Source organism: Psychrilyobacter atlanticus DSM 19335, assembly GCF_000426625.1.
In the GTDB taxonomy this organism is placed as follows: Bacteria; Fusobacteriota; Fusobacteriia; order Fusobacteriales; family Fusobacteriaceae; genus Psychrilyobacter; species Psychrilyobacter atlanticus.
Map to the genome: position 1 here is coordinate 303,494 of NZ_KE384548.1, position 24,311 is coordinate 327,804.

21 protein-coding genes are annotated in these 24,311 nt (G+C 31.2%); 20 read left to right on the forward strand and 1 reads right to left on the reverse strand.

All coding sequences use genetic code 11. The features are described from left to right. The first annotated feature begins 369 nt into the window (after positions 1–369). The 8 genes from K337_RS0113235 (at position 370) to K337_RS0113270 (ending at position 10,125) form a co-directional block, all read left to right on the forward strand. The gene (locus K337_RS0113235; RefSeq protein ID WP_211226108.1) at positions 370–1,590 is read left to right on the forward strand and encodes an ester cyclase; all 1,221 of its coding nucleotides are present in this window, start codon (positions 370–372) and stop codon (positions 1,588–1,590) included. A gap of 68 nt (positions 1,591–1,658) precedes the next feature. Beyond that, positions 1,659–2,936, forward strand: a complete 1,278-nt coding sequence (locus K337_RS0113240; RefSeq protein ID WP_211226109.1) for an MFS transporter — start codon at positions 1,659–1,661, stop codon at positions 2,934–2,936. 12 nt (positions 2,937–2,948) lie between these two features. Then, on the forward strand, positions 2,949–3,959 hold the full coding sequence (locus K337_RS0113245; protein ID WP_028857023.1) for an ester cyclase: 1,011 nt from the start codon (positions 2,949–2,951) through the stop codon (positions 3,957–3,959). Between the two features lie 61 nt (positions 3,960–4,020). Then, the gene (locus tag K337_RS0113250; protein WP_037029922.1) at positions 4,021–5,619 is read left to right on the forward strand and encodes a sodium:solute symporter family transporter; all 1,599 of its coding nucleotides are present in this window, start codon (positions 4,021–4,023) and stop codon (positions 5,617–5,619) included. 28 nt (positions 5,620–5,647) lie between these two features. After that, positions 5,648–6,673: a LacI family DNA-binding transcriptional regulator gene (locus tag K337_RS0113255; RefSeq protein WP_028857025.1), complete on the forward strand. Its 1,026-nt coding sequence runs from the start codon at positions 5,648–5,650 to the stop codon at positions 6,671–6,673. Between the two features lie 401 nt (positions 6,674–7,074). Continuing rightward, a complete protein-coding gene (locus tag K337_RS0113260) occupies positions 7,075–7,941 on the forward strand; it encodes a hypothetical protein (RefSeq protein WP_028857026.1) in 867 nt (288 codons plus the stop codon). Beyond that, positions 7,934–9,187: an MFS transporter gene (locus K337_RS0113265; protein WP_028857027.1), complete on the forward strand. Its 1,254-nt coding sequence runs from the start codon at positions 7,934–7,936 to the stop codon at positions 9,185–9,187. Before K337_RS0113260 ends, K337_RS0113265 begins: the two co-directional genes overlap by 8 nt. A 308-nt stretch (positions 9,188–9,495) precedes the next feature. Next, complete coding sequence (locus K337_RS0113270) at positions 9,496–10,125, forward strand: LysE/ArgO family amino acid transporter (RefSeq protein ID WP_028857028.1); 630 nt, start codon at positions 9,496–9,498, stop codon at positions 10,123–10,125. Between the two features lie 118 nt (positions 10,126–10,243). Here the strand turns inward: K337_RS0113270 and K337_RS0113275 are convergent, their stop codons facing one another. Continuing rightward, entirely contained in the window at positions 10,244–11,395 is a 1,152-nt protein-coding gene (locus K337_RS0113275) for a M1 family aminopeptidase (RefSeq protein WP_028857029.1), read from the reverse strand. A gap of 252 nt (positions 11,396–11,647) precedes the next feature. Between K337_RS0113275 and K337_RS0113280 the strand changes: the two genes are divergently transcribed. The 12 genes from K337_RS0113280 (at position 11,648) to K337_RS0113335 (ending at position 24,129) form a co-directional block, all read left to right on the forward strand. After that, complete coding sequence (locus tag K337_RS0113280) at positions 11,648–12,226, forward strand: helix-turn-helix domain-containing protein (protein ID WP_211226110.1); 579 nt, start codon at positions 11,648–11,650, stop codon at positions 12,224–12,226. 231 nt (positions 12,227–12,457) lie between these two features. Next, positions 12,458–13,357: a trans-4-hydroxy-L-proline dehydratase activase gene (locus K337_RS0113285; protein ID WP_037029924.1), complete on the forward strand. Its 900-nt coding sequence runs from the start codon at positions 12,458–12,460 to the stop codon at positions 13,355–13,357. A gap of 2 nt (positions 13,358–13,359) precedes the next feature. Next, complete coding sequence (gene hypD / locus K337_RS0113290; protein WP_028857032.1) at positions 13,360–15,720, forward strand: trans-4-hydroxy-L-proline dehydratase; 2,361 nt, start codon at positions 13,360–13,362, stop codon at positions 15,718–15,720. A gap of 27 nt (positions 15,721–15,747) precedes the next feature. Further along, positions 15,748–16,551 (forward strand): pyrroline-5-carboxylate reductase, encoded by an 804-nt coding sequence (proC, locus tag K337_RS0113295; RefSeq protein ID WP_037029927.1) that lies wholly within the window; start codon positions 15,748–15,750, stop codon positions 16,549–16,551. Between the two features lie 19 nt (positions 16,552–16,570). Then, positions 16,571–16,852, forward strand: coding sequence for a pyrimidine/purine nucleoside phosphorylase (gene ppnP / locus K337_RS0113300; protein ID WP_028857034.1), 282 nt, complete (start codon positions 16,571–16,573; stop codon positions 16,850–16,852). A 215-nt stretch (positions 16,853–17,067) separates the two neighbouring features. Next, positions 17,068–18,411: a peptide MFS transporter gene (locus tag K337_RS0113305; protein WP_028857035.1), complete on the forward strand. Its 1,344-nt coding sequence runs from the start codon at positions 17,068–17,070 to the stop codon at positions 18,409–18,411. Between the two features lie 42 nt (positions 18,412–18,453). Continuing rightward, positions 18,454–20,220, forward strand: a complete 1,767-nt coding sequence (locus K337_RS0113310; RefSeq protein ID WP_037029929.1) for an aminopeptidase P family protein — start codon at positions 18,454–18,456, stop codon at positions 20,218–20,220. Between the two features lie 151 nt (positions 20,221–20,371). Then, positions 20,372–21,163: a 4Fe-4S binding protein gene (locus K337_RS0113315; RefSeq protein WP_028857037.1), complete on the forward strand. Its 792-nt coding sequence runs from the start codon at positions 20,372–20,374 to the stop codon at positions 21,161–21,163. Between the two features lie 123 nt (positions 21,164–21,286). Then, a complete protein-coding gene (locus K337_RS0113320; RefSeq protein ID WP_028857038.1) occupies positions 21,287–21,514 on the forward strand; it encodes a hypothetical protein in 228 nt (75 codons plus the stop codon). Between the two features lie 87 nt (positions 21,515–21,601). Continuing rightward, positions 21,602–22,015 (forward strand): hypothetical protein, encoded by a 414-nt coding sequence (locus K337_RS0113325; RefSeq protein WP_156877380.1) that lies wholly within the window; start codon positions 21,602–21,604, stop codon positions 22,013–22,015. 71 nt (positions 22,016–22,086) lie between these two features. After that, positions 22,087–23,463, forward strand: coding sequence for a sensor histidine kinase (locus tag K337_RS20315; protein WP_028857040.1), 1,377 nt, complete (start codon positions 22,087–22,089; stop codon positions 23,461–23,463). Continuing rightward, positions 23,464–24,129, forward strand: coding sequence for a response regulator transcription factor (locus K337_RS0113335; protein WP_028857041.1), 666 nt, complete (start codon positions 23,464–23,466; stop codon positions 24,127–24,129). It begins immediately after the preceding gene. Positions 24,130–24,311 lie beyond the last annotated feature (182 nt).

The following is a 24,311-nucleotide window of genomic DNA, read 5'->3' on the forward strand; positions in this document are numbered from 1 at the left end:
TTTAATCAACTGTATTCTTATTTTATAGCAAAGTCAATAAGGAATATTATTTTCACACCACAATAGTGTGCACAATATATTTTTTTATTGAAACACTTAAGAAATTTGAGATACAGCTCTAAAAAAAGTTTATTATTATTATTATTTTCACAGAAATTTTAGGGGGATGTCCATAAATTTATGAATGAAGTTTTAAAAATTAAGTGTAATTATATTTAAACATATATTTAATTTTTGCAATCGCTTTCAAAATAATTTAAATTTAATTTGACTTTTAAGTATATAAATTGTAATATTCTAGTACGAAAAGATTCGTTTTATTATTTTTTTATTTTTTATTGCAAGCGATTGCAAAATGGAGGGGTAAATTTGAAAGAAAATAACATGGAAAAAAAACTAGAAAAAGTAACGGTTATTAAACAGGATTCAACTACTAAAGCTGTAAAACCAAAAATAAAAACTCACCCAACAGGAAAGGTTTTTTTTGGAGAAACCAGTGAAGTTACACCAGTTCATTTTCATTCGTATAATGAGTTATCTAAAAACACTGAGGTTAAACAGGATATGGAGGGGTTTGATAAAAAATATTGTGATTTTGTAGATTACATTATGAGAATCACTCACAATATCTGGGAAGAAAGAGGAATCGGAGTAATTTATGATACATATCACGATGATGTAACGATGCACTGTGGATCTTTTAATCTGCAAGGAATGAATGATGTTGTTTCAAATACACTTCAAACATTACATGCTTTTCCTGATAGAAGATTAGTTGGAGAAAATGTCGTATGGGCAGCCGATCCTGATAATACATATTATTCTTCCCATAGGATTGTGTCTAATGCTACTAATCTTGGGGACAGCGGTTTTGGACCTGCAACAGGAAAAAAAGCATTTTTTAGAACAACTGTTGACTGTAAAATTTATAAGAATAGAATTATAGAAGAATGGTTAGTAAGAGATAACCTTTATATTGTTAAACAATTGGGATTTGATCCAATCGAGGTAGCTAAGAGAATGGCTAAAGGATTTAAAACAAAGGCTCCAGCACTACAATCAAGATTTGGCCTTGCAGAAAATAGAAAAGGACAATTTGTTCCTGAACTTACAATAAATAAAACAACAGATGATAATGGAAATTTTGATATTGGAAATTTTATACTTTCTATGTATGAAAATGTATGGAATTATAGATATTTTAATAAAGTCAGAGAATATTATACAGAAAATGCTGTTATTCATTCGATTTGTAATAAGGAACTTATCGGTGAAAGTCAATTACAGGGATTTTTAGTAAGTTTATTCGCATCTGTTCCTAATGGAAGAACTATGATAGAAAGAGTAACTTGTAATGAGATCCCCGGAAAAGACTCGTGGGATGTATCGGTTAGATGGAGAATCTCTGGAATGCACGAAGGTATTGGATTCTTTGGTCAGCCAAGTGGAAAGCCGGTAGAAATATTTGGTATAAATCATTTAAGAGTTAAAGATGGTATGATTACCGAAGAGTGGGTTACTTTTGATGGGTTGGATGTATTGAGACAAATTCATGTTGAAAATGATGATGATTTTATTCAAGGTCAATAGAAATTAAAATTTATAAATATTGGATATGAAATTTTTTAATTATATTAGAAGTAACTAGGGGGGATATTTTGAATAATAATAATGAAGAAAAAGCTATCTTAGGGGTAGACTTTTCGATGGGGCGAAGGATAGCTGCATTTGTAGCTATCTTAACAATATACTTTTTTTACTGCTATAATTTTATGGTTGGGACCTTTGTAAGACCAACATTGATTAATGAGTTTGGATTTACTTTGCAGAATGCATCATCGATCTTTGCAATTCTATCATTTGGAACAATACCTGGAACAATTATATTTGGTATGTGTTCTACTAGGTTTGGAAAAAAGAAAACTCTTATGGGAATAGCCTTGCTCTTTGCATCTATGACTTTTTTACCATTACTGGATCCTACCAGCTACAATTTATGGAGGGGAGCTAGATTTGTAACAGGGTTTTCATTAGGAGGAGTATTTGGAACTGCGATACCTCTAATTACAGAGTTATTCCCACAAAAATACAGGGGTAAATTAGCTGCGATTTGTACAAGTACTTTTTCAGTAGCTATGATATTTGCAGGTCAGTTGTATGGAGCTTTGGGAGATGCTAACTGGAAAATCCTTTTATGGACAGCTATCATACCACCTATTATTGGAGTTATCCTAGTATTTTTCCTTGTACCTGATGATTCTGCTCATATGAAACAAATGAGAGAGGAAGCTGCAAAAGAAAATATTAAGATCAATTATTTTGAGATGTATAAAGGAAAATATTTTTTCATCGGTTTAGGAGTGATCTTACTTTCTGGAGCTAACTTTGTATCTTATGCAGGTTATTCAAATAACGCCACTACATATTTAACGACAGTACTGGGAATGTCAGCAGCAACAGCAGGATCTATCTATTCATTACAGGGGATAGGACAACTTATCGGCTATAACTTCTGGGGGTTCATCTCAGACAAATTTGGTAGGAAAGCTCCACTTATTGGGATGGCGTCAGTATCGGTAATTATTTTTTTCTTCTCAAAGTTAGGAGGAGGAGACATAAAATTATTTTACGTTCTATCATTCTTATTAGGTATTTCTTTTGGATTTTCTGGAGCTTGGGGAGCATACTATACAGAGTTATTCCCACAAAAATTCCGTTCTTTATCAGCAGGAATATCATTTAATGGTGGTAGAATAGTATCAACATTTGCACTGCCTATGGTAGCAGGAGTAGCAGCAACAGCTTGGGGGATGAAAGGAGTCTTTACAATAGTTATGATAGTAGCATTAATAGGAGCAGTAATATGGTTCTTCCTACCTGAAACTCTTGTAAAAAATAAAAAAGAAGAAACGTGTCTGAATGAAAATTTAAAATAAAAGGAGAGAGTTATGAATAAGTATCAAAATAGTAAAAAAATAGTAAGGGATTACTTTGAGGCTATGGAGAAAGCAACACCTGAGACTATAGTGTCAGTATTAAAAGAACACACAGGAAAAGATTACAACTGGAAAGGAGTATATCCTTTTAGAGAGCAGACTGATGCAGAATCAGTAGCAGAAAAATTTTGGATTCCATTGAAAACTTCATTGACTAAGATGCAGAGAAGACAAGATATCTTTATTGGAGGAACCAATGAGATAAGTGGTGAAGAATGGGTAATGTCAATGGGTCATTTTATGGGGTTATTTGATAAAGAGTGGATGGGAATCAGACCTACCGGTAAGATGATTAATCTACGTTATGCTGAATTTAGTTGTATAGAAGAAGGAAAAATAACTAAAACAGGAATATTTATAGATATAATCGGATTTATGCAGCAGGCAGGAGTTAATCCTATGCCACCTTCTACAGGACAATATTTTGTATATCCAGGGCCGAGAAACCATGACGGACTTTTATTTGAAGATGCTCCTGAGCAGGATGGTATAGATACCCTTGCATTAGTAAATAAGATGGTCAATGATTTGACAGAATTAAATGAAAGTGGAGCTATGGGATGCCCTCCAGAAGTATTGGCGAAAGCATGGTCTGAAGATATGATTTGGTATGGACCTGCAGGAATTGGTGCTAGTTATACAATTCCTAGATACCAAAAACAGCATCAGCTTCCATTTAGAAACAACTTGACTGATAAGAAATTTAACGGACATGTGTGTAGATTTGCAGAGGGGAATTTTGCTTGTTTCTTTGGTTGGCCTAACCTTTCTAATACTCCACTTGGAGGTTTTTTAGGGATGCCTGGCGGAATTCATGCTGATATGCAGGTTGTAGACGTTTATTGCAGAGAAGGGGATAAACTTACTGAAAACTGGGTATTGATTGATTTACCTTACTGGTTAAAACAACAAGGATTAGATATCTTTGAAAGAACTCAGGAAATAATGAATCCTAACCTATAATCTAAATAAAATGGCTGACCTAGTGTCAGCCTCTTTATACTTATAATAAAGGAGGGAAATAATGTCACAAATTGATTTTATGATAGTCATATTTTATATGATCGGAATGATCTTTATTGGTTATAGATTGGGTAAAAAAAATGAAACACAAGAAGATTATTTTTTAGCTGGAAGGTCTATGCCATGGTTTCCTGTAGGATTATCAGTCGCAGCTACAATGATAAGTGCAAATGGTTTTGTAGGAGGACCAGGCTGGGCATATAGTAGTGGGATCGGACCTTTCATGGTTAATATTACTGTCCCGTTAGCTATAATGGCGGCTCTCTATACTTTTATTCCTGTATTTTATAATCTTAAATTAACATCTGTATATGAGTATGTGGAAAAAAGGCTAGGAATTTATAGCAGAACATTAACTGTATTTGGATTTTTAATCAATTCTTTAATTCAAGTGAGTTCTATGGTTTATATACCTGCTCTTATAATAAATAAATTTACTAATTTTGATATAAAAATAAGCGTAATAATAATAGTGGTTGTAGCTATAGTTTATACCCTTTTAGGAGGGATAAAGGCTGTTATATGGACCGATGCAACTCAAATGGGAATATTATGGGGTGGATTGATATTTGCATTTATCTTTATATTAAAAGCAACAGGACTATCGATTGGTGATACTTTTGTAATAGCAAGAGAGGCTGGGAAACTCCAGGCTATTGATTTTAGTTTTAATATAAGTTCTACAAATGGATTTTGGGCATCTCTTATAGGTGGGTTTATTATGTGGGTTCGATATTTTGGTTTAGACCAAGGGCAGGTGCAGAGGATTCTTACATCAAAATCATATAAAGGCGTAAAAAATTCATTTCTTGTAAGTGCTATTATTATGAATATAGTATATTTCTCTTTTATGATATTAGGAGTGATGCTTTTTATTTATTATAAAGGAGCAAGCTTTAATTCCTCTAACGATATAATGATAGATTTTTTATCCAATCATCTTCCTGTAGGAGTCGTTGGGTTAATTATATCTGGGATATTTGCAGCGGCCATGTCTAGTATAGATTCATTGCTTAATTCAATGACAACAGTTTACACAAAAGATATCCACGAAAGATTTATTTCTACTAAAGCAGATGTTACTTCACTAAAAAATACAATGATTATTTCTGTTGTTTTTGGTATACTGATAGTACTGTTTACATTAATAGGGTTTTCAGGAACAATGAAATCGGTATTAGATGTCATTGGAAAATATATATCCTATATTTCTGGCCCCATGTGTGGTGCATTTTTCTTAGCAATGTTTACAGTAAAAAGTAGTGATAAAGGTGTGTCTATTGGGATAATAATGGGGATGATTGTTACATTTTTAATAGGCCAGCACATTGAGATCAGCTGGATATGGAATCCTGCAATTGGTTTTGTGATAACTTCTATTATAGGTTATTTATTCAGTTGCTTTATAAAATCAAATAAGAGTGAAGATGAAAAATATAAATATACTTTAATTGGTCAAAGGGAAAAGATGATTTCAGACAATGAAACATCAGAGGAGGGAGTTTCTAAACTACCTTTAGAATTTGACAGATATTCAGTGATACTAATAATATTTTTTTTCCTGCAGTATATTATTCTTTATTCTATAGGAAACTATTAAAATACATGAAAGAAAGGTAGGTTAAATTATGGCAATAACATTAAAAGATATAGCAAAAATAGCTGGTGTAAGTGAATCTACTGTTTCTAGATGCTTAAATGATAGCCCATTAGTCTCAAAAAAAACAATGAGCCGGGTAAAAAAAATAGCTGAAGAATATAATTTTCAGTGTAATATAAATGCAAGAAATTTGGCTAACAAAAAAACAAAACGTATTGGAATAATATTTCCAGATGGGTTTTATAAATTTAATATGAGAGATTTTTTCAGTTCTCTAGAAGAACACCTCCTTAAGGGTGTTGAAGAACAAAATTATGAAGCTGTGGTTTATACTTTAAATAGTAGAAGTCGTGTAAAAAGTAATATAAAAAGACTTACCAATGGAAGGGAAGTGGATGGACTTCTAATTGCCTGCAGGGATATCCCAATAGAAGATATAGAAGCACTAAAAAGAAATAAAATTCCACATACATTGGTATATTATAAACCAAATAAATACTGGGGTCCAATGAAACTATTTACAAATGATAATGTTTATAGTGGCTACCTTGCTACCCAGTATTTAATTGAAAATGGATGTAAAAAAATTGCTGTTATCACAAGTGATGACAAACAATTAAAAAACTATTCTCAGCGTACTATAGGTTATCTAAAGGCTATTAGAGAATCTAAGTTGAAAATAGAGAAAGATTATATAATAAAAGACATAATGGATTTTAAAACTGGAGAGAGATTAGCTTTTGAAAAAGTAAATTTCTTTAAAACTATTGATGGGGTAGTCTGTCAGCAAGATAAGGTAGCTTTAGGGCTTATTAAAGGACTTATTAAACAAGGGTTTTCTATTCCGGAAGATATCTCTATAATTGGTCATGATAACTTAGAAATCGTAGATTTCTTTGATCCAAAACTTACAACTGTTCAGCAACCCTTTAAAAATATCTGTGAAAATGCTGTAATTGATCTATTTGATCAGATAAATGGAGTAGATAAAAAGGTTAGAAGGATATTTAAAAGTAATATTGTTGAAAGAGAAACGGTTAAAACTAATTTCTAATAATTTTTTTAAGGGACTAAATTAATTTAGTCCCTTTTTTTAATAACTTTTTTGATTTAAATTTTGTTAGACAATAAAAATATAAAATGCTACAATCTGAATATAAATAAATTAAAAGGAGGTAAAAGATTAATGGGAAACTTAACAGGGGTAGATGTAATTTAATAAAAAGAGGATGTTTGGTAATATAATTATGATTGCAGGACTATAAATTACTTATAGTATTTTTTAGTGCTTAAATTTATTGTTATTTATTCAAAATAACTCTTTTCCCAAGAGTTTAGGTTTGTATCAATAGCTATTAGTTTAAGTAAATTAAGCAGAAGTCTATTTAGGATATTTCTAAATAGACTTTTTTTTGTACATTTTTTACTCTTGGGAAAATTAATTAGGAGGTAAAAATGGAACAAATTTATAAAATTTTAAAAGAACACAATGTTAAAAATCTAAAAGAAATAACTCTAGAAGAAGTTTCAAATAAAGACGGGATTCTTGTGTATAGAGTTAAAGATCAAGAGTCATCAAAAATTTTAAAAGTGTTTGAAAATGAAATTTATAAGAGGGAGATTAGTAACTATAAAATATTAATGGAATTAGGAATTCAAACTATTCCAGTTTATAGCTTTGCAGAATCATCTATTTTAATGGAAGATATAAAATTTTCGGATAGATATAGACTTGCAGTAAAAGAAGATGTGTTTGATCCAAAGGTTATAGTTCCTCTTGCAAGGTGGTATCAAAAGCTCCATAGGGAAGGGGAAATATATTTAAAAGATAATAAAATAAAACTCTATTCTGAGTATGATCTAATTACTAGGGAATCTATTACTTTTCTTAAAGATAAAATTAATGTTAAAAATGAGGAGGTATGGGATATTTTAATTTCTGAAATAGATAAATTACATAAATTTTGTAAAGATCGAAGGACGATAACATACAATGATTTTTATTTTGTGAATATGATAGTTGCCAAGGATTACAGCGAAGCATTTATGTTTGACTATAATATGTTAGGAGAGGGGCTTATAGCTTCTGATATTTTAAATGTAACTTCTTCTACAAAAAAATGTGGTGAAAAGTTTATTGAATCATATGGAGAAATTAATATGTTGGAAATTACAGTGAACAATATATTAGCACATATATTTGCTGTTTTAGAGGGATTTAAGAGGGAAAATTTTCCTGATTGGGCTGAGGAGTCCCTCAAATTTTTAGAAGGTGAAAGTTTTGAGAAAGAGATAATAAAATGGAGGGAGATAGATGAGTAAAATAACATATGAAATAGATATTGCATCTAAGCAGAATAAAGTGTGGAATAAAAATTTTACATTATTAACAATTGGGTCTTTTATATCAATGATGGGAAGTTATATGGCTTCTTTGGCTATTAGTTTTACAGTTTTTGATATGACTAAATCTGTATTTTTATTTGCTATGTTTAATGTAGCATATTATATACCTAAATTAGTTATAACCCCGTTGTTGGGACCAATAATAGATAAATACAGTAGGAAAAAAATAGTAATAGGTACAGACTGCTGTTATTGTTTGTTATTTTTTTTACTGCCAGTGGTAATATACTTTACAGAATTTAGTTTGCCTTTATATCTAGGCTTTAACTTTTTGATAAGTTTATTAGATTCAGTTTATTCAGCAGCTTTTACAACACTATTACCAGATACTATAACTCCTGGAAAATCTCAAAAAGCATATTCTATAGACTCTCTTTTAGGTCCAGTTTCCCAAGGATTGATGGCTCCTATTTTCTTGATTGTATATAATAAAATAGGACTATCTGGGATATTAATCTTTAATTCGATAACTTATCTGATTGTAGCAATATTTGAATGCTTTATAGATGTGAAAGAAAATTTGATAAAAGATTCAAAATCTACATTTTTAGAAAATTTAAAGGAGGGATATGTATATTTAAGGAAGGAAAAAGGGATTTATGTTATTTATATGAAGATCTTTTTTACTACTGTTACCTGGGGTGCCATTATGACTGTTATGCTGCCTTATTTTGAGTCTAAAGTTAATTTAGGAAAGGATAAATATATTATTTTAGGAATAGTAATGACAGGGTCTAGGTTTATTATAGGATTTTTACAGTCAATATTTGTAACATACAGCCCTGAGAATAAGTTTAAAATATATGTAATAATAAATTTTATAATAGATTCATTACTTTTATTTATTTTTATATCTCCCCTATATGGTATCTATACTATATGGGGAATAACTGGAAGTTTAGGGATTATAACAATAACAATTAGAACTAGTTCAATAATGGCCTATATCCCAGGAAATATGAGGGGACGTTTATCAAGTATTTCTTTAGTTTTGAGTAATATGGGGATGTTGTTAGGATCATTTTTAGGTGGCTTTATAGCAGAAAAATTAGGTTATATAACTTTAGGCACTTTAGTAGGCGTTTTAGGACTGGTTGTAAATATTTATTATTTTTCCAGGTATAAAAAATCATTGTCTCTAGTTTTTAGAAAAGACTTATAATTAAATACAAAGTGAAGAGAAGCATAAATCTAGATAGTTTTCTTAAGGTTATTTATTTTATATTCTATATGGGTTTTGATTTTCCAAGTGCTATATTAATTTTTAAAATTTAAATAAAATTTCAACAAGACTATTCGATTAAAGTGTATTTAATATCTGTCTAGTTTTGAAAATAGTAGAGGAGGGAGAAATAAAATTTTAGAAGAAGTATTGTTTTTAAGTTAGAATTGAAGTATATACACTATTAATCTAGTTTATTACCTAATTAGGTTATGATTTAAAATTTAATTTTAAAAGGAGCAGTCAAAATGAATCCGACTATTATTATTGAAGGTTTTGGAGTAGGAGCAGGATTGATTATTGCAATTGGTTCTCAAAATGCTTTTGTGCTTAAGAAAGGTATAATGAAGCAGCACGTCTTTATAACAGCGTTGACTTGTTCAATTATAGATATGCTTTTAATCATACTTGGATCAATGGGCTTAGGAACTATAATAAGTAAAACTCCTATACTGATGATTTCAGCAACCTTATTTGGAATAGTATTTTTATCTATGTATGGCATAAAATCTTTTATGGCTGTGTTTCAGTCAAAAAGTTTAAACTCAGAAGAAGATAAAGAAGACTCAACTTCACTTAAAGTGACACTTATAACTTTATTAGCTTTTACCTTATTAAATCCACATGTATACCTTGATACAGTTATTTTACTTGGAAGTATTGGAGCAAGGTACCCGATAGTTGATAGAACAAATTTTGTAATAGGAGCCTGTATGGCATCTTTTGTTTGGTTTTTTGGATTAGCGTATGGAGCTAGATTTTTTTCTCCTTTATTTAAAAAAGATATAACTTGGAAAATCTTAGATTTTGTAATAGGTTGTGTAATGCTGACAATTGTTTATAAATTATTTGAATTTGGTATCAGTAATTACATTTAAAATTTGAGAAGTTTTTGTTATCTATAAAAAATTGATCTAAGAGCTCTTTAAACTGTAACCATGAAACTGGACACTTGACAAAGGGTATAGTTTAAACAGCTCGATTCTTTTTAGTTTTTTAGAAGTTTCGAAGGTTCCACTCTAATTTTTTTCTGGCTTCAGAAGAAAATTCATTTTCAATTACTTCAAAAAGGTGGGAGGTGTTATTAATCTTTAACATACTGACTCTTTTTAACAACCTATTAAATTCCTGTTCTCCAAGGAATCCATATAGTTTATTTAAAATTAATGCTCCTTTAGGATAAAGTGCCAGATAACTCATTTCATGACCTCTATCTAAATTAAATATTGGAGGAGTTCCTTTAATTTTTTCCTCATATTTTTTAATTTTTTCAGTTAAAACTTTTTCCCCGTATTCAGATCTTACATAGGAAAGGACAGAATATTCCGCAAAGGATTCATTCAGCCAGTCTTCCCATGAATCCATATTTCCATGAGTCCACCAGAGATGAGCTAATTCATGGGCAAAATATTGTTCGTAGGAAGTTTTATCTAGATTATTTTCAGATTCATTGAGCACGATTAAGTTTTTCCTGCAATAGTCTCCCCCTTTCTTTCTAGGAGAGATTACTACAGTCAAGATAATATCTTCCTCTAACTTTCCAAAAGTCTCTATAAAATGAGTTAAAATTTTATCGGCACTATTTTTTATAATATCTTTAAGTTCTTTTCCCTCTTTCTCTCTGAAATAAATAATTACTTTAGTTTTTCCCGAGACAACCTCCTCCATTGAGTGATTATTAGAAATAAAAACAGGACATGAGAAGTCGATTATACTTTCTTTGGAAAGAGGATATAATATTTTACTGTTTTCTCCTCCAATACAGGTAACATCTATCTGAAATTTGCATTTATCCAGTTTTTTATTTATTGGAAACCATGGAAGGTAGCATCCTAACTCTGTCCAATCTTCTTTTACCTGATTAATAGTATTATTATTTATTATTTCACCGGCATATTTTATATTAAAGGTTAGGTTTTTCTCTCCTCCATCTAGACAAATTTTTTTTGTTTCAGAAATAATTTTACTAGAAGGAACAACACCTTTACTTACTTCATAAGTTATATTATTTTTAGAAGTTATTTCAACTGTATCCATATTTTTATTGATATAAAATTTTTCTTTATTGTTGTCACAGGTTATTTCTAAATCTACTTTAATCGTATTTTTGATTACATCTATGATCAAATTACCTTTATAAATTATCATTTTATCACTCCTTTTTTTGATCCTAAAGAGGTTTCAAATATCATCTGACACAAAGCGATATTATTTCCCCTCTTTTTCAGCATTAGTATATTACTACAATTAATTTCAGAATCAAATTTTAAAACATTAAAAATAAAAAAGACCTCGGCTTATTTTATATTGTCGATGATAGAATTAACATTTTAACGTTAGACTTTTGTATATATATCGAGTATACTATTTTCAAAGAGTAAAGACCCATAAGGAGTATATATGTTAGAGAATATAGGTGAAAATATAGGAGAAAAGATAAAAGAGCTGAGAATAAATAAGGGGATGACACTAAGGGGTCTGGAAGAAATGGTAGATCTATCTGCAGGATTTTTATCCCAGCTGGAAAGAGGTCTTACAACTATTTCAGTGGATGTACTTCAGAGAATTTCAGTGGAACTAGGTGTGGAACTTACTTATTTTTTCCGTGAAGTGGAAGTAAAAAATGAAAAAAAGGTAGTAATGCGGGGGTATGAAAAGGAAGTTTATGAACTGGTTAATTCACAGTTTGTTCATTATCATTTGAGTAATAACCTTACAGATAAAGATATGGTACCAAGAATGATAGATATTTTGCCAAAAGAGAAACAGGAAAGATTAAAGGGATATTCTCATGACGGAGAGGAATTCATATATGTATTAGAAGGGATTCTTACCTTAGTGATGGATGACAGGGAAGAAACGCTATTTCCAGGAGACAGTGCACACTATAGTTCTGATTCTCTCCATAACTGGGGGAACAATACGAGTAAGAAAACAAGAATAATAGCTGTAGGAACACCTAACGGTTATAAAAAATAATAAAAAAAACCTGTTTTTTAAAAACAGGTTTTTTTTATTAATGAATGTTACCTTTGAAGACTGTTTTGAGGGCTCTCATAATATTGAAAACAAACATTATGTTTATATTTGTAAACAAAATGTTTATAAATATAAAATTTAGTCTAGACTTAGTGAAAAAAATGTTATATACTCTCGGTATAAAATAAAAATAAAACAAATAAAATTATTACTTCTGAAAAGGGAGGAAAAATGAAAGGAACAATTGTAAATGTTCAAAGGTATTCAGTTCATGATGGACCTGGTATAAGGACTACTATATTTTTTAAAGGGTGTCCGTTAAAGTGTTGGTGGTGTCATAACCCAGAAAATATAAGTTTAAAAGAAGAAATTATGTCTTGTAAAGATAAGTGTACAAATTGCGGCAGGTGTATAAAGATATGTAGAGAGGAAGCTATAAAGCTAAAGGATGGAAATCCTTTTGTAGAACTGGAAAAGTGTACAAATTGCGGCAGATGTGCGGAATTTTGCATAAGTGAAGCTAAAGAACATGTAGGCAAAGAAGTTCATGTAGATGAACTCATGGTTCACATAAAAAAAGATATCCCATTTTATGAAGAATCAGGAGGTGGAGTAACTTTTTCAGGAGGAGAACCTTTAATGCAGGGGGAATTTTTAAATGAAGTTTTAAAAAGATGTAAGAATTTCAATATTAATACTACTCTTGATACATGTGGTTATTCAGACTGGGAAAACATAGAGAAAATTCATGATAAGGTAGATCTATTTTTATATGATTTAAAGATATTTGATGATGAAAAACATATTAAATATACCGGTGTATCCAATAGATTGATATTAGAAAATTTAAAAAAATTATCCAGCCTGGGTAAGAATATATATGTAAGGATGCCAATTATAAAAGGTATAAATGATGACAGTGAACATGTGGATAATTGTGTGAAGTTTTTATCAAAACTTAATATACTACAGGTGAACCTGCTTCCATATCATAAATTAGGTATGGATAAATATGAAAAATTAGATAAAGAATACAAATTAACAGGGGAAGAAAAACCATCTGAGAATGAGATGAAAAAAATAGCAGAAAAATTTAAAACAGCAGGAATAAAAGTGAAAGTGGGGGGATAATTATGATGACAGAGAGAATAAAAAAACTTAGAAAGCAAAGTGTAGAAGCAGTGCCTAGAATATCAATGGAAAGAGCAATCATAGTAGATGAGGTTTATAAAAAACATGAAGGAAGTGTCTCCACACCAGTACTAAGAGCCCTAGTGTTAAAGGAGTTAATGAGTAAAAAAGAACTGTGTATAAATGAAGGTGAGTTGATTGTAGGAGAAAGGGGAGAAAAACCGGCAGTTACTCCTACTTATCCTGAGTTATGTTGTCATACTATAGATGATTTTGAGGTTATGAATCAGAGAGAGAAGATATCTTTTAAGGTATCTGAAGAAGCAAAGAATATCCAAAGAGAAAAAATAATTCCTCACTGGGAAAAAAGATCTATGCGTCACTCTATATTAAATAATGTAACAGATGAATGGAATTCTTGCTATCAGGCAGGGATCTTCACTGAATTTATGGAGCAGAGAGGACCGGGTCATACAGTAGCAGACGGAAAAATATACACAAAGGGATTTTTAGATTTTAAAGTCGACATACAAAAAGCCATAGATTCCTTGGATTTTTATACTGACGAAAAAGCCCTAGACAGAAAGCATCAATTAGAGGGAATGAGTATAGCCTGTGATGCAGTAATGATATTAGGAGAACGTTATTCAAAACTGGCTAAGGAGATGGCAGAGAAGGAAAACGACCTTGCAAGAAAAGAGGAACTTTTGGATATCTCAAAGAGATGCAGCAGAGTACCTGCTCATGCTCCTGAGACATTTGAAGAAGCTATCCAAATGTACTGGTTCATCCACCTTTGCGTAATCAGTGAGTTAAATCCTTGGGATTCATTTTCTCCAGGAAGACTGGACCAACACTTAAACCCGTTTTATTTAAAGGGAGTAGGTCAAGGGACGATGGATTCAGAAAAAGCCAAGGAACTGCTGCAGTGTCTGTGGATAAAATTTAACAACCAGCCGGCACCTCCTAAAGTAGGAATTACTCTGAAAGAGAGCGGAACATACACAGATTTTGCCAACCTTAATACAGGAGGGGTTCAGGCAGATGGATCGGATGGTGTCAACGAAGTAAGTTATATCATACTAGATGTAATGGATGAATTGAAGTTGCTACAGCCAAGCTCAAATGTTCATATAAGTAAAAAAACTCCTCAAGGATTTTTAAAGAAATCTCTGGAAGTAGTAAGAAAAGGATGGGGGCAGCCGGCACTTTATAATACAGATGCTGTAATCCAGGAGATGCTTATTGCAGGAAAAACAATAGAAGATGCAAGATGCGGTGGAAACAGCGGGTGTATAGAAACTGGAGCTTTTGGTAAGGAAGCCTATATTCTTACAGGGTATCTGAACCTTCCTAAGATATTAGAAATAACTCTTCACAATGGGTTAGATCCTCTCAGTGGGGAAAAATTGGGAATAGAAACAGGAGATCCGGAAACTTTTTCTACTTATGAAGAGCTGTTTGAAGCTTATAAAAAACAACTAAAGCATTTTATTGATATTAAGGTAAAAGGGAACAGGATAATTGAAAGATTGTATGCAACAAGGATGCCGGTACCATTTCTATCTGTAATTATAGATGACTGCATCACAAAAGGTAGAGACTATAATGCAGGGGGAGCGAGATATAATACCTCGTATATACAGGGAGTAGGTATAGGTAATATTGCAGACATGATGACGTCTATCAAATACAATGTTTTTGATAAACAAAGGATGTCTATGAAGGACTTATTGGAAGCTGCAAAAGATAATTTTGAAGGGCATGAGGAAATCTTTCATCTGGTTGTTAACAAAACTCCTAAATATGGGAATGATGATGATTACGCAGATGACATCATGCAGGAGATATTTTATGCTTACTATAATGAAGTAAATGGAAGACCTAACTGTAATGGAGGAGAACATAGAATAAATATGCTTCCTACTACTTGTCATGTGTATTTTGGTGCAGTAATAGGAGCCACTACAGATGGTAGAAAAGCGAATAAACCTCTGGCAGATGGAATATCACCATCTAAGGGAGTAGATAGAGTAGGACCTACAGGAGTTATAAAATCAGCATCTAAAATGAATCACCTGATAACAGGAGGAACACTTCTTAATCAGAAGTTTACACCTTCTATGGTAGAGGGAGAGCAGGGGATAGATAATTTGGCTCATCTAGTAAGATCTTATTTCAAATTAGACGGTCATCATATTCAGTTCAATATAATTAGCAGGGATATACTTTTAAAAGCTCAGGAAAATCCTGAAGAATATAAGGATCTTATTGTAAGGGTTGCAGGGTTTAGTGATTTCTTCTGGAATCTTGATAAAGCGCTTCAGGATGAGATAATAGAGAGAACAGAACAGGAGTTTTAGAAAAAATAAAAAAATCGGAGGATAGCAATGAAGAAAATAGGTTTTATAGGCTGTGGAAATATGTCACAAGCAATGATTGGCGGAGTAGTAAAAGCAGGGATATTCCAGGGGAAGAATATACTTGTATCCGATCTTAATAAAAATAGTTTAGAGAGTGCAGCTAATAAATACGGAGTTACTACAACCACAGATAATTTAGAAGTAGCAAAGGGAAGCGATATACTGGTACTTGCTGTAAAACCTAATCTATACAATGTAATTATTTCACAGATAAAAGACACAGTTAAAAGTGATGTTATTATTGTTACCATAGCCGCAGGGAAAAGTATAGAAAGCACCGAGACAGCTTTTGGTAAAAATATAAAAGTTGTTAGGGTGATGCCTAATACTCCTGCTCTAGTGGGAGAGGGAATGTCTTCTATGGTTCCTAACAAGTTAATAGAAACCCATGAACTAGAAGAGGTAATAACAGTATTTGAAAGTTTTGGAAGTACAGAGGTCGTAGAAGAAAAACTTATGGATGTAGTTACTTCTGTAAGTGGATCTGCACCGGCTTATGTCTATATGTTCATAGAAGCTATGGCTGATGGAGCAGTCCTTGATGGTATGCCAAGGGATAAGGCTTATAAAATGGCAGCTCAAACAGTATTAGGCGCTGCTAAAATGGTAATGGAAACTGGGATGCATCCTGGTCAGCTTAAAGACATGGTATGTTCTCCAGGGGGAACAACGATAGAGGCAGTAACTACTTTGGAGAAAAAAGGCCTTAGAGATGCAGTGATTACAGCTATGAGAAGTTGTACAGAAAAATCAAAAAAAATGTCTAAATAGACAACAAGGGGGAAGGTTAATGTTTAATACAAATGAATATTTTGATGGGAAGGTAAAATCTCTTAGTTTTGAAAATAGTGAAGGACCAGCAACAATAGGAGTTATGGCTCCAGGGGAATATGAGTTCGGGACTTCTAAGAAGGAGCTTATGACCGTGACTTGTGGCAAGATGACAGTAAAGTTACCTGGAAATGAAAACTGGGAAGAAATAAAAGCAGGAAATACCTTTGAAGTGGAGGCAGATAGTTCATTTTTAGTAAAGGTAGAAGATGAAATTTCATATCTTTGTTTATACAGATAATTTTGAATAATGATATGTCTAAATAAAAAAGTACTTTATTATGAAACAGAAGATTTTTAATAAAATGAAAAACGAATCATATTGGGAGAGAGATTTCGTTAATAATATATAGTTATGGTATTTAAAATCAAGTTATTATCTGATTTTTAGGTAGTAACTTAATTTTTTATAAATACAAAAGCAATATCAATTTTTTTAATCGGGGGGTAAAAAAGATGGAAAAAGCAGGGAAAAAGCCATTTGGATTTTATGTATGTTCAATGGCTTTCGTATTGGAAAGGTTTTCGTTTTATTCAGCTAAATGGTTAATCGCAGTATTTTTAGTTGCTAAGATAGCAGATGGTGGGTTAGGAATTGAACCAGGAGATGCAGCAAAGATGACGGCTAACTTGGTGGCATTTACTTACTTAGCGCCAATAATTGGAGGATATCTTTCAGATAAAGTATTTGGAGCGAGATATCTTGTACCTATTGGGATGATACTCATGGGAGCAGGTTACTTAGTAGGATGGCAGGCTAATAGTACTGGGATGGTTAATTTAATGATTATCTTACTATCTCTAGGTACAGGGTTATTTAAGTGTCAGACAAACGCTATAACAGGTAGACTTTTTGATGATCCTGGGGAATTAGATGGAGCATTCTCTACTCAGTATTCATTCGTTAATGTTGGTGCTTTCTTAGGGACAACTATTATCGGTTTACTTGTAGGATTTAAAGGGTATTCTTTCTGTTTTTTAGTTATTGCAATAGTGATGTTTGTTAATGCAATCTTCTTCATCTATGGTTGGAGATTTTTAGGGGATACAGGTAAAAAACCATTTAAAATTGCTGAGAATAAAGAGGAGAAAAAAGTTGAAGTAAAGGAAGAAAAAGTTCCTTTAACTACAATTGAAAAGAAAAGAATTGGTGCTATTGTTTTAGTATCGATCTTCTCAATTATCTTCTGGGTACTATGGTACTTAGCATATATGCCTGTTTATTATTATTGGGGTGGAGACAACGGAGCTGCAAACTGGATGATTGGAAACTTTACAATCCCTACAGCTTGGTTTGATTCATTGAATGCATTTATGTGTATAGCATTAGGACCAGTATTAGGTAAATTATGGTCAACATTAGCTAAGAGACCTAAGGGTGATCTTAGTATGTTTAAAAAGACTTCTTTAGGTATGATGCTTATGGGATTATCCTATGTAATATTTGCACTGGCTGACATTTCAAGAGGAAACAATCTTGCTCCTATCGCCTGGATAATTGCAATGGGTGTTGTATTATCTACCGGTGAAATGGTATTCTCACCACTAGGGAATTCATTTATCGCAAAATTCTCACCACCAAGATTATTAACTGGAATGATGAGTATTTGGGTATTAGCGGTATTCTTTGCAGGTAAATCATATGGTTACTTATATGCATATACACTAAAGTTTGACTTTGCAAAGGCATATCTTGTTATTGCAGCAATTGCTATCGTCGCTGGAATTATTCTTTGGGGACTGGATAAGAAGTTAAATAGCTTAGTTGAAGAGGAAGAAGAAGTAGAAGTAATAGCTTAATTACTCAATGTGTAAACACTAAAAATTATTAAGGGGGTACAGATGTTAAATGATAAACTTTTAAAACTTAGAGATGAAATGAGTAAAAATGGGATAGATGCTTATATTATTCCTAGTTCAGATGCACATCAAAGTGAATATGTGGCAGAGTATTTTAAAGGTAGAAGATGGATCAGTAACTTTACAGGTAGTGCTGGAACTGCTGTTATCACCTCTGATTCTGCTGGTCTTTGGACAGATGGACGATACTTTATCCAGGCTGAAAAAGAACTTGAAGGAAGTGGGTTTGATCTTTTTAAAATGGCTCAAGATGGAGTTCCTACCTATCCTGAATGGTTAAAAAGCGTTCTAAAGAGTGATAGTATTATTGGATTTGATGGAAAAGTTATCTCTGTTTCTGCCTACAATGAATTAAAAAAAGGATTTGATGAAGACAATTTCAAAATTCAGCACGACCTATTGGAATCTATCTGGGATGACAGACCTAGTTTCCCAAAAGAGAATATATTTGTTCATGATCTTTGCTATGCGGGAAAATCTGTTACTCAAAAAATTGATATTATTCGTGGAATATACCATTCCCATGGGGCTGATAGTTATATTCTCAGCTCTTTAGATGATATTGCATGGACTTTTAACCTAAGAGGAAGCGATGTATTGAATAACACTACTTTCTATGCATATGCATTTATTGAAGATGATAAGACTACTTTATTTATAGATCTAGATAAACTGGATGAACAAACTAAAAGCTACCTTAAAGAAAATAATGTAGTTTTAGAATCCTACGATGAGGTTACAGATATTCTATCTAATTTAAAAAACAAGAATATCTATCTCAGCCCAGAAAGAACAAGTATCTATATCCAGTCATTACTTGAAAATAATAAAACTATCCATAATAAGGAGATCACTACTCATTTAAAAGCTGTTAAGAATGAAATAGAAATAGAAAATTCAAGAGAATGCTATTTAAATGACTCTATAGCTCTCCTAAAAGGATTTAAACATATTGAAGAAAATTTTAAAGTAACTCCTCTTACTGAACTAGATGTAGAGGATATTATTAAAAATGAAAGATCAAAAATAGATGGGTTTAAAGGGATAAGTTTTGATACTATTGCAGGACATAAAGATCATGCAGCTCTTATGCATTTTAAAGCCAATGAAAAAAATACATACACTCTGGAATCTTGTGGATTTTTATTGGTAGATTCAGGAGGACAATACCTCAATGGAACGACAGATATTACCAGGACATTTTCATTGGGAGATATCACTCCTGAGCAGAAAAAAGATTTCACTCTGGTATTAAAAAGTGTAATTAACCTTAGCAGAGCCAAATTCTTAAAGGGAACTACTGGTTATAAATTAGATATGTTAGCTAGATATCCACTATGGTTAGAAGGTATCGATTATAAGTGTGGAACTGGTCATGGAGTTGGATTTTTCCTAAACATTCATGAGGGTCCACAAGGTTTTTCTGTTAGGAAAAGTCATGATCTTCCACTAGAGGTAGGGATGAACTTAACTATTGAACCTGGTGTCTATAAAGAAGGGAGACATGGTATTCGTACTGAAAATACAGTTATAGTAAAGGAAGCTTTCACCAATGAGAACGGGACTTTTTATGAATTTGAAACTATATCATTCTTCCCAATTGATATAAATTCTATCGATCCTGCTCTATTAAATAGCGATGAATTGGAATGGATCAACTCCTACCATGCCACTACATTTAATAAGCTGTCTCCATATTTAAATGAAGATGAGGTCAACTGGTTAAGAGAAAGAACTAAACAAATATAAGTAAAAAACCCCTACTAAATATAGCAGGGGTTTTTTATTTCCTATACTAACACCGTTCATCTCGATAATATATAAGAAAATTATAAGAATTGTCCAAGAAACAATTAATATACAGCTATTATTATATGGCAACGAAAAGAGGAGGAGATAGATGGAAAATAGATTAAAAACAAGGGAACTTAGGGATTTGATAAGGTTTTTGACCGTGCTTTTACTGGTACCCTGGTTAGGGTGGTTTACAGAAAGTTTATTTGGAGTAAAAATTGAGTTTGAGGTAGAGATGGTAACTTTTTTATTTTTTATTGTATTTGGAAGTTTTTGGTGTGGATGGTTGTGCCCTTTTGGAAACTTATCCTATTTTATAGAAAAAATTGGCAGAACTCTTTTTCCCAGTCTACAGTTTTCACCAAAAGGAAGATTGGATAAAATTTTGAGACTGTTAAAATATATATTTTTATCAGGGTTCGCTTATCTGATAATTATAGGAGGATATGATTATTTTTGGGGGAGTCATATGGCAATATATAAATCTAATGCCTTATCTCTTGAATTTTTAAAATTAAAAAAATACATGATCATGATTATTCCCTTGGTAATTCCAAGATTTTTTTGTAAATATATATGCCCGCAAAAAGCTATGTATAATATAATTCATAAATTTTTACCAACTTTAGTTATAGAAAGAGATGAAAAAAAATGTGTATCTTGCGGTAGATGTGACAAAGCCTGTCCAATGGATATAAAAGTGTCAAAAGAAAAGAAAATATGCGGAAGAGATTGTATTTCATGTTTCAATTGTGTAGATGGCGAAACCTGTCCTGCTAAAATAGATGCCCTGAAATTAAAGTTTTTAGGAAAAAAAGTAAGTCCAGGTCTATTTTCATTAGTTGTATTAATATTATATGTAATAATCACATACTCTGTTATGCAGTTATTACACTAGATTTTAGGACAATACAAATAAAATAAGTTTATTTTTCTAAGGATACTATAAGAATTTTCCAAGTAATACATAATCTAAGTGAAATATAATGGATTAAAGAAACTTAAAATAGGAGGTAGAAATATGAAAAAATTAATATTAAGTTTGATGCTGATAACGGGTTCTTTATCTTTTTCTAACGACAAGGATCGAGGTAAAAATTCTTCGAATTTTGAGGAACTAAGATCGAGAGCTGAGATTTCATATAAACAGAAAGAAAAGAAAAATTTGAAAAAAACTAGTGAAAAGAGCAGCTCAATAATTCCAAATATTTTTAATGATGCTGATTCGTTCGATGGAAGTGATAAATAATCATTTATTTTGAAAAATAAAAGAACAGCTGATTGATTAAAAATATATAAGGAGCTGGTTAAAATAAAAAAACAATTAAAAAAATTAGTGATTGTAGGATTAATAATGTCATCAACAGGAATTTTAGCTAATAATGAAACTGAAAAAACTATTAATCAAGAAGATATAGTTGTTGTGTTATCAACAGGATTGTCACATGAGGATTTAAACAACCAGATGGAAAATTATATAAATATACTTGAAAAAAAGTATACAGATAGATTTGTAGAGGATATAAAATATGAATTTGAATACGATTTAAAAAATTCAGGAAATTTTTTATTGCTAGAAGTAGATGTAGATAAATTTTTTTTAGGAGAAAGGTACACAGATTATCAAATAATAAGTACCGTAGAACCGATAACCAGAAAGGTAGCTAAAAATATAATAGATGATTTTAAGAAACCTGTAAGAGTAATCGTTAAATACAAAGATAAAAATATTTTTATGAAAAAATATTAAAAAATTGGGCAAACATTTTTTTATAAGGTATTATATAGATACTATAATTTATTAAAAGAGGAGGAAGTATATTGTTTCAAAAATTTAAAACTATAAAAATGAATATAATTTTTACTTATGCAGTTGTATTTGTGGGAACACTTCTTTTTTTAAATATTCTTATATATCAGTTATCTAGTAAAATGATTATTAACATAAAAAAAGACACTTTTTATACAAATAAAGAGTTTTTTCTTGAAAATATTAAAGATCTTGAAGAAAAAAATATTGTAATGTCTAAAAAAAAATTAGAAATAGAGATAAATAAAGTAAGATCACACAGTAGAGATTTTTATATAAGTATATTAAATCCAAATGGGATTGAGGTAGGGGAAATACCTAGAGATATAAATCTTGATTCGAGACAATCTAATGAAATAGTTCTATTAGAGGGGAAAAATCATGAAGAATATTTTTACCTTAATGAAGTACGTCAATATAACGGAAATGATTATATGTTTCAATATTTATTAATTACGGATTATGAAGAGTATTTTAAAGTGCTGATGCAAGTACTTATTATAATAGAGTTGCTGAGTATTTTTATAGCTATATTTTTAGGTATAAGAATTGGAAACAAAGTTATTAGACCTATAAATAGGATAAGTGATATGACTGAGAAAATAACTGCTGAAAATTTAGATCAAAGGCTTCCTATAGGGGATCAGCCAGATGAAATTTCAAGGTTATCCAAACTTATTAATACAATGTTTGAAAGATTGGATCAGTCATTTGATGATCAGAAAAATTTTGTGTCAAATATATCTCATGAACTTCGAACTCCCATAGCTGTTATGAAGGGTTATTTAGATCTATACAGAAAGGTTGGACCAGATAATAAAGAACTTCTGGAAGAAGCTATGACAGCTATAGAAGAAGAGAATGAAAGTATGAATAGAATGATTGAAAAACTTCTTTTTATGGCAAGAAAAGATCTAGAAAACTTTAAATTGAATATAGATATAATAAATATAGAAAATCTTTTTAAAAAATTAAAAAATGACTATAGCTCAATAGAGGAAAGCGGAGGGTTAAAAACTTTTGTAGAGGCAGGTTCATCTCTTAAATGTGATCAAGATATTCTTATTCAAATTCTTCGTGCACTTATTGATAACGCAATAAAATATGGTGAAAATAAGGGGATAGAACTTGGATATTATGAAAGTAATATAGAATCTATAATTTATGTGAAAGATTATGGAAGTGGAATTGATTCAGATGAAGTAGGTAAAATTTTTGATAGATTTTACAAGGGAGATAAATCGAGAAATAGAGATAACGGAAGTGTGGGTCTAGGGCTCTCTATAGTTAAAAAATTAACCGAACTCCATGGGTGTGAGGTAAATGTCAAGAGTAAATTAGGTGAAGGTACTACTTTCGAAATCATATTTATCAAAATGGAGGAATAAATGAAAAAAATACTACTGGTAGAAGATGACAAAAAACTCTCAAGAGTCTTAAGTTTGCAACTTTCATATGAGGGATATAGTTCAGATATAGCAAGAGATGGTTTTGATGCTTTGATAAAGTTTGAAGAAGGAGATTATGATCTTGTACTCTTGGATATAATGCTTCCTAAGGTAGACGGGTATGAAGTCTGCAAAAGGATAAGACAAACATCTGATATCCCCATAATAATGCTCACTGCAAAGGAAGAAGTAGGAGATAAAATAATAGGTTTGGATATAGGTGCAGATGATTATGTGGTTAAGCCTTTTAGTTATGGAGAATTGACTGCTAGAATAAGAGCAAATTTAAGGAAAACTAAAAAAGAAGATGCCCTTGTATTAACATATAAAGATTTAATCTTGGATTCAAATAAAAGAATGATCACAAGAGGTGGGAATGATATAAACCTTTCTAAACAAGAGTTTGACCTTCTTGAATATCTTCTGATAAATAATGGAATAGCTATGAGCAGAGATAAAATACTGGCTAAAATATGGGGTGATGAGGACTATTCTAATCCTAATGTATTGGATGTATATATAAAATACCTGAGAGATAAAATAGACAAAGAATATGATGAAAAATTGATAAAAACTATAAGAGGAATTGGGTATAGTCTCAGATAAAAATATAAAAAATAATTAATTAACTCTCGATCTAAAAAGGACTATCAAAATAGTCTCTGAATAAAATATGAGTAAATAGCTTCCTGTGGAAATAAGATTCCTAAAGGAGGCTATTTTTTATTTATAGATTTTGCCAGCCTATCTAAAATACATATTTTGAAAGAATTTAATTTTATACTCAG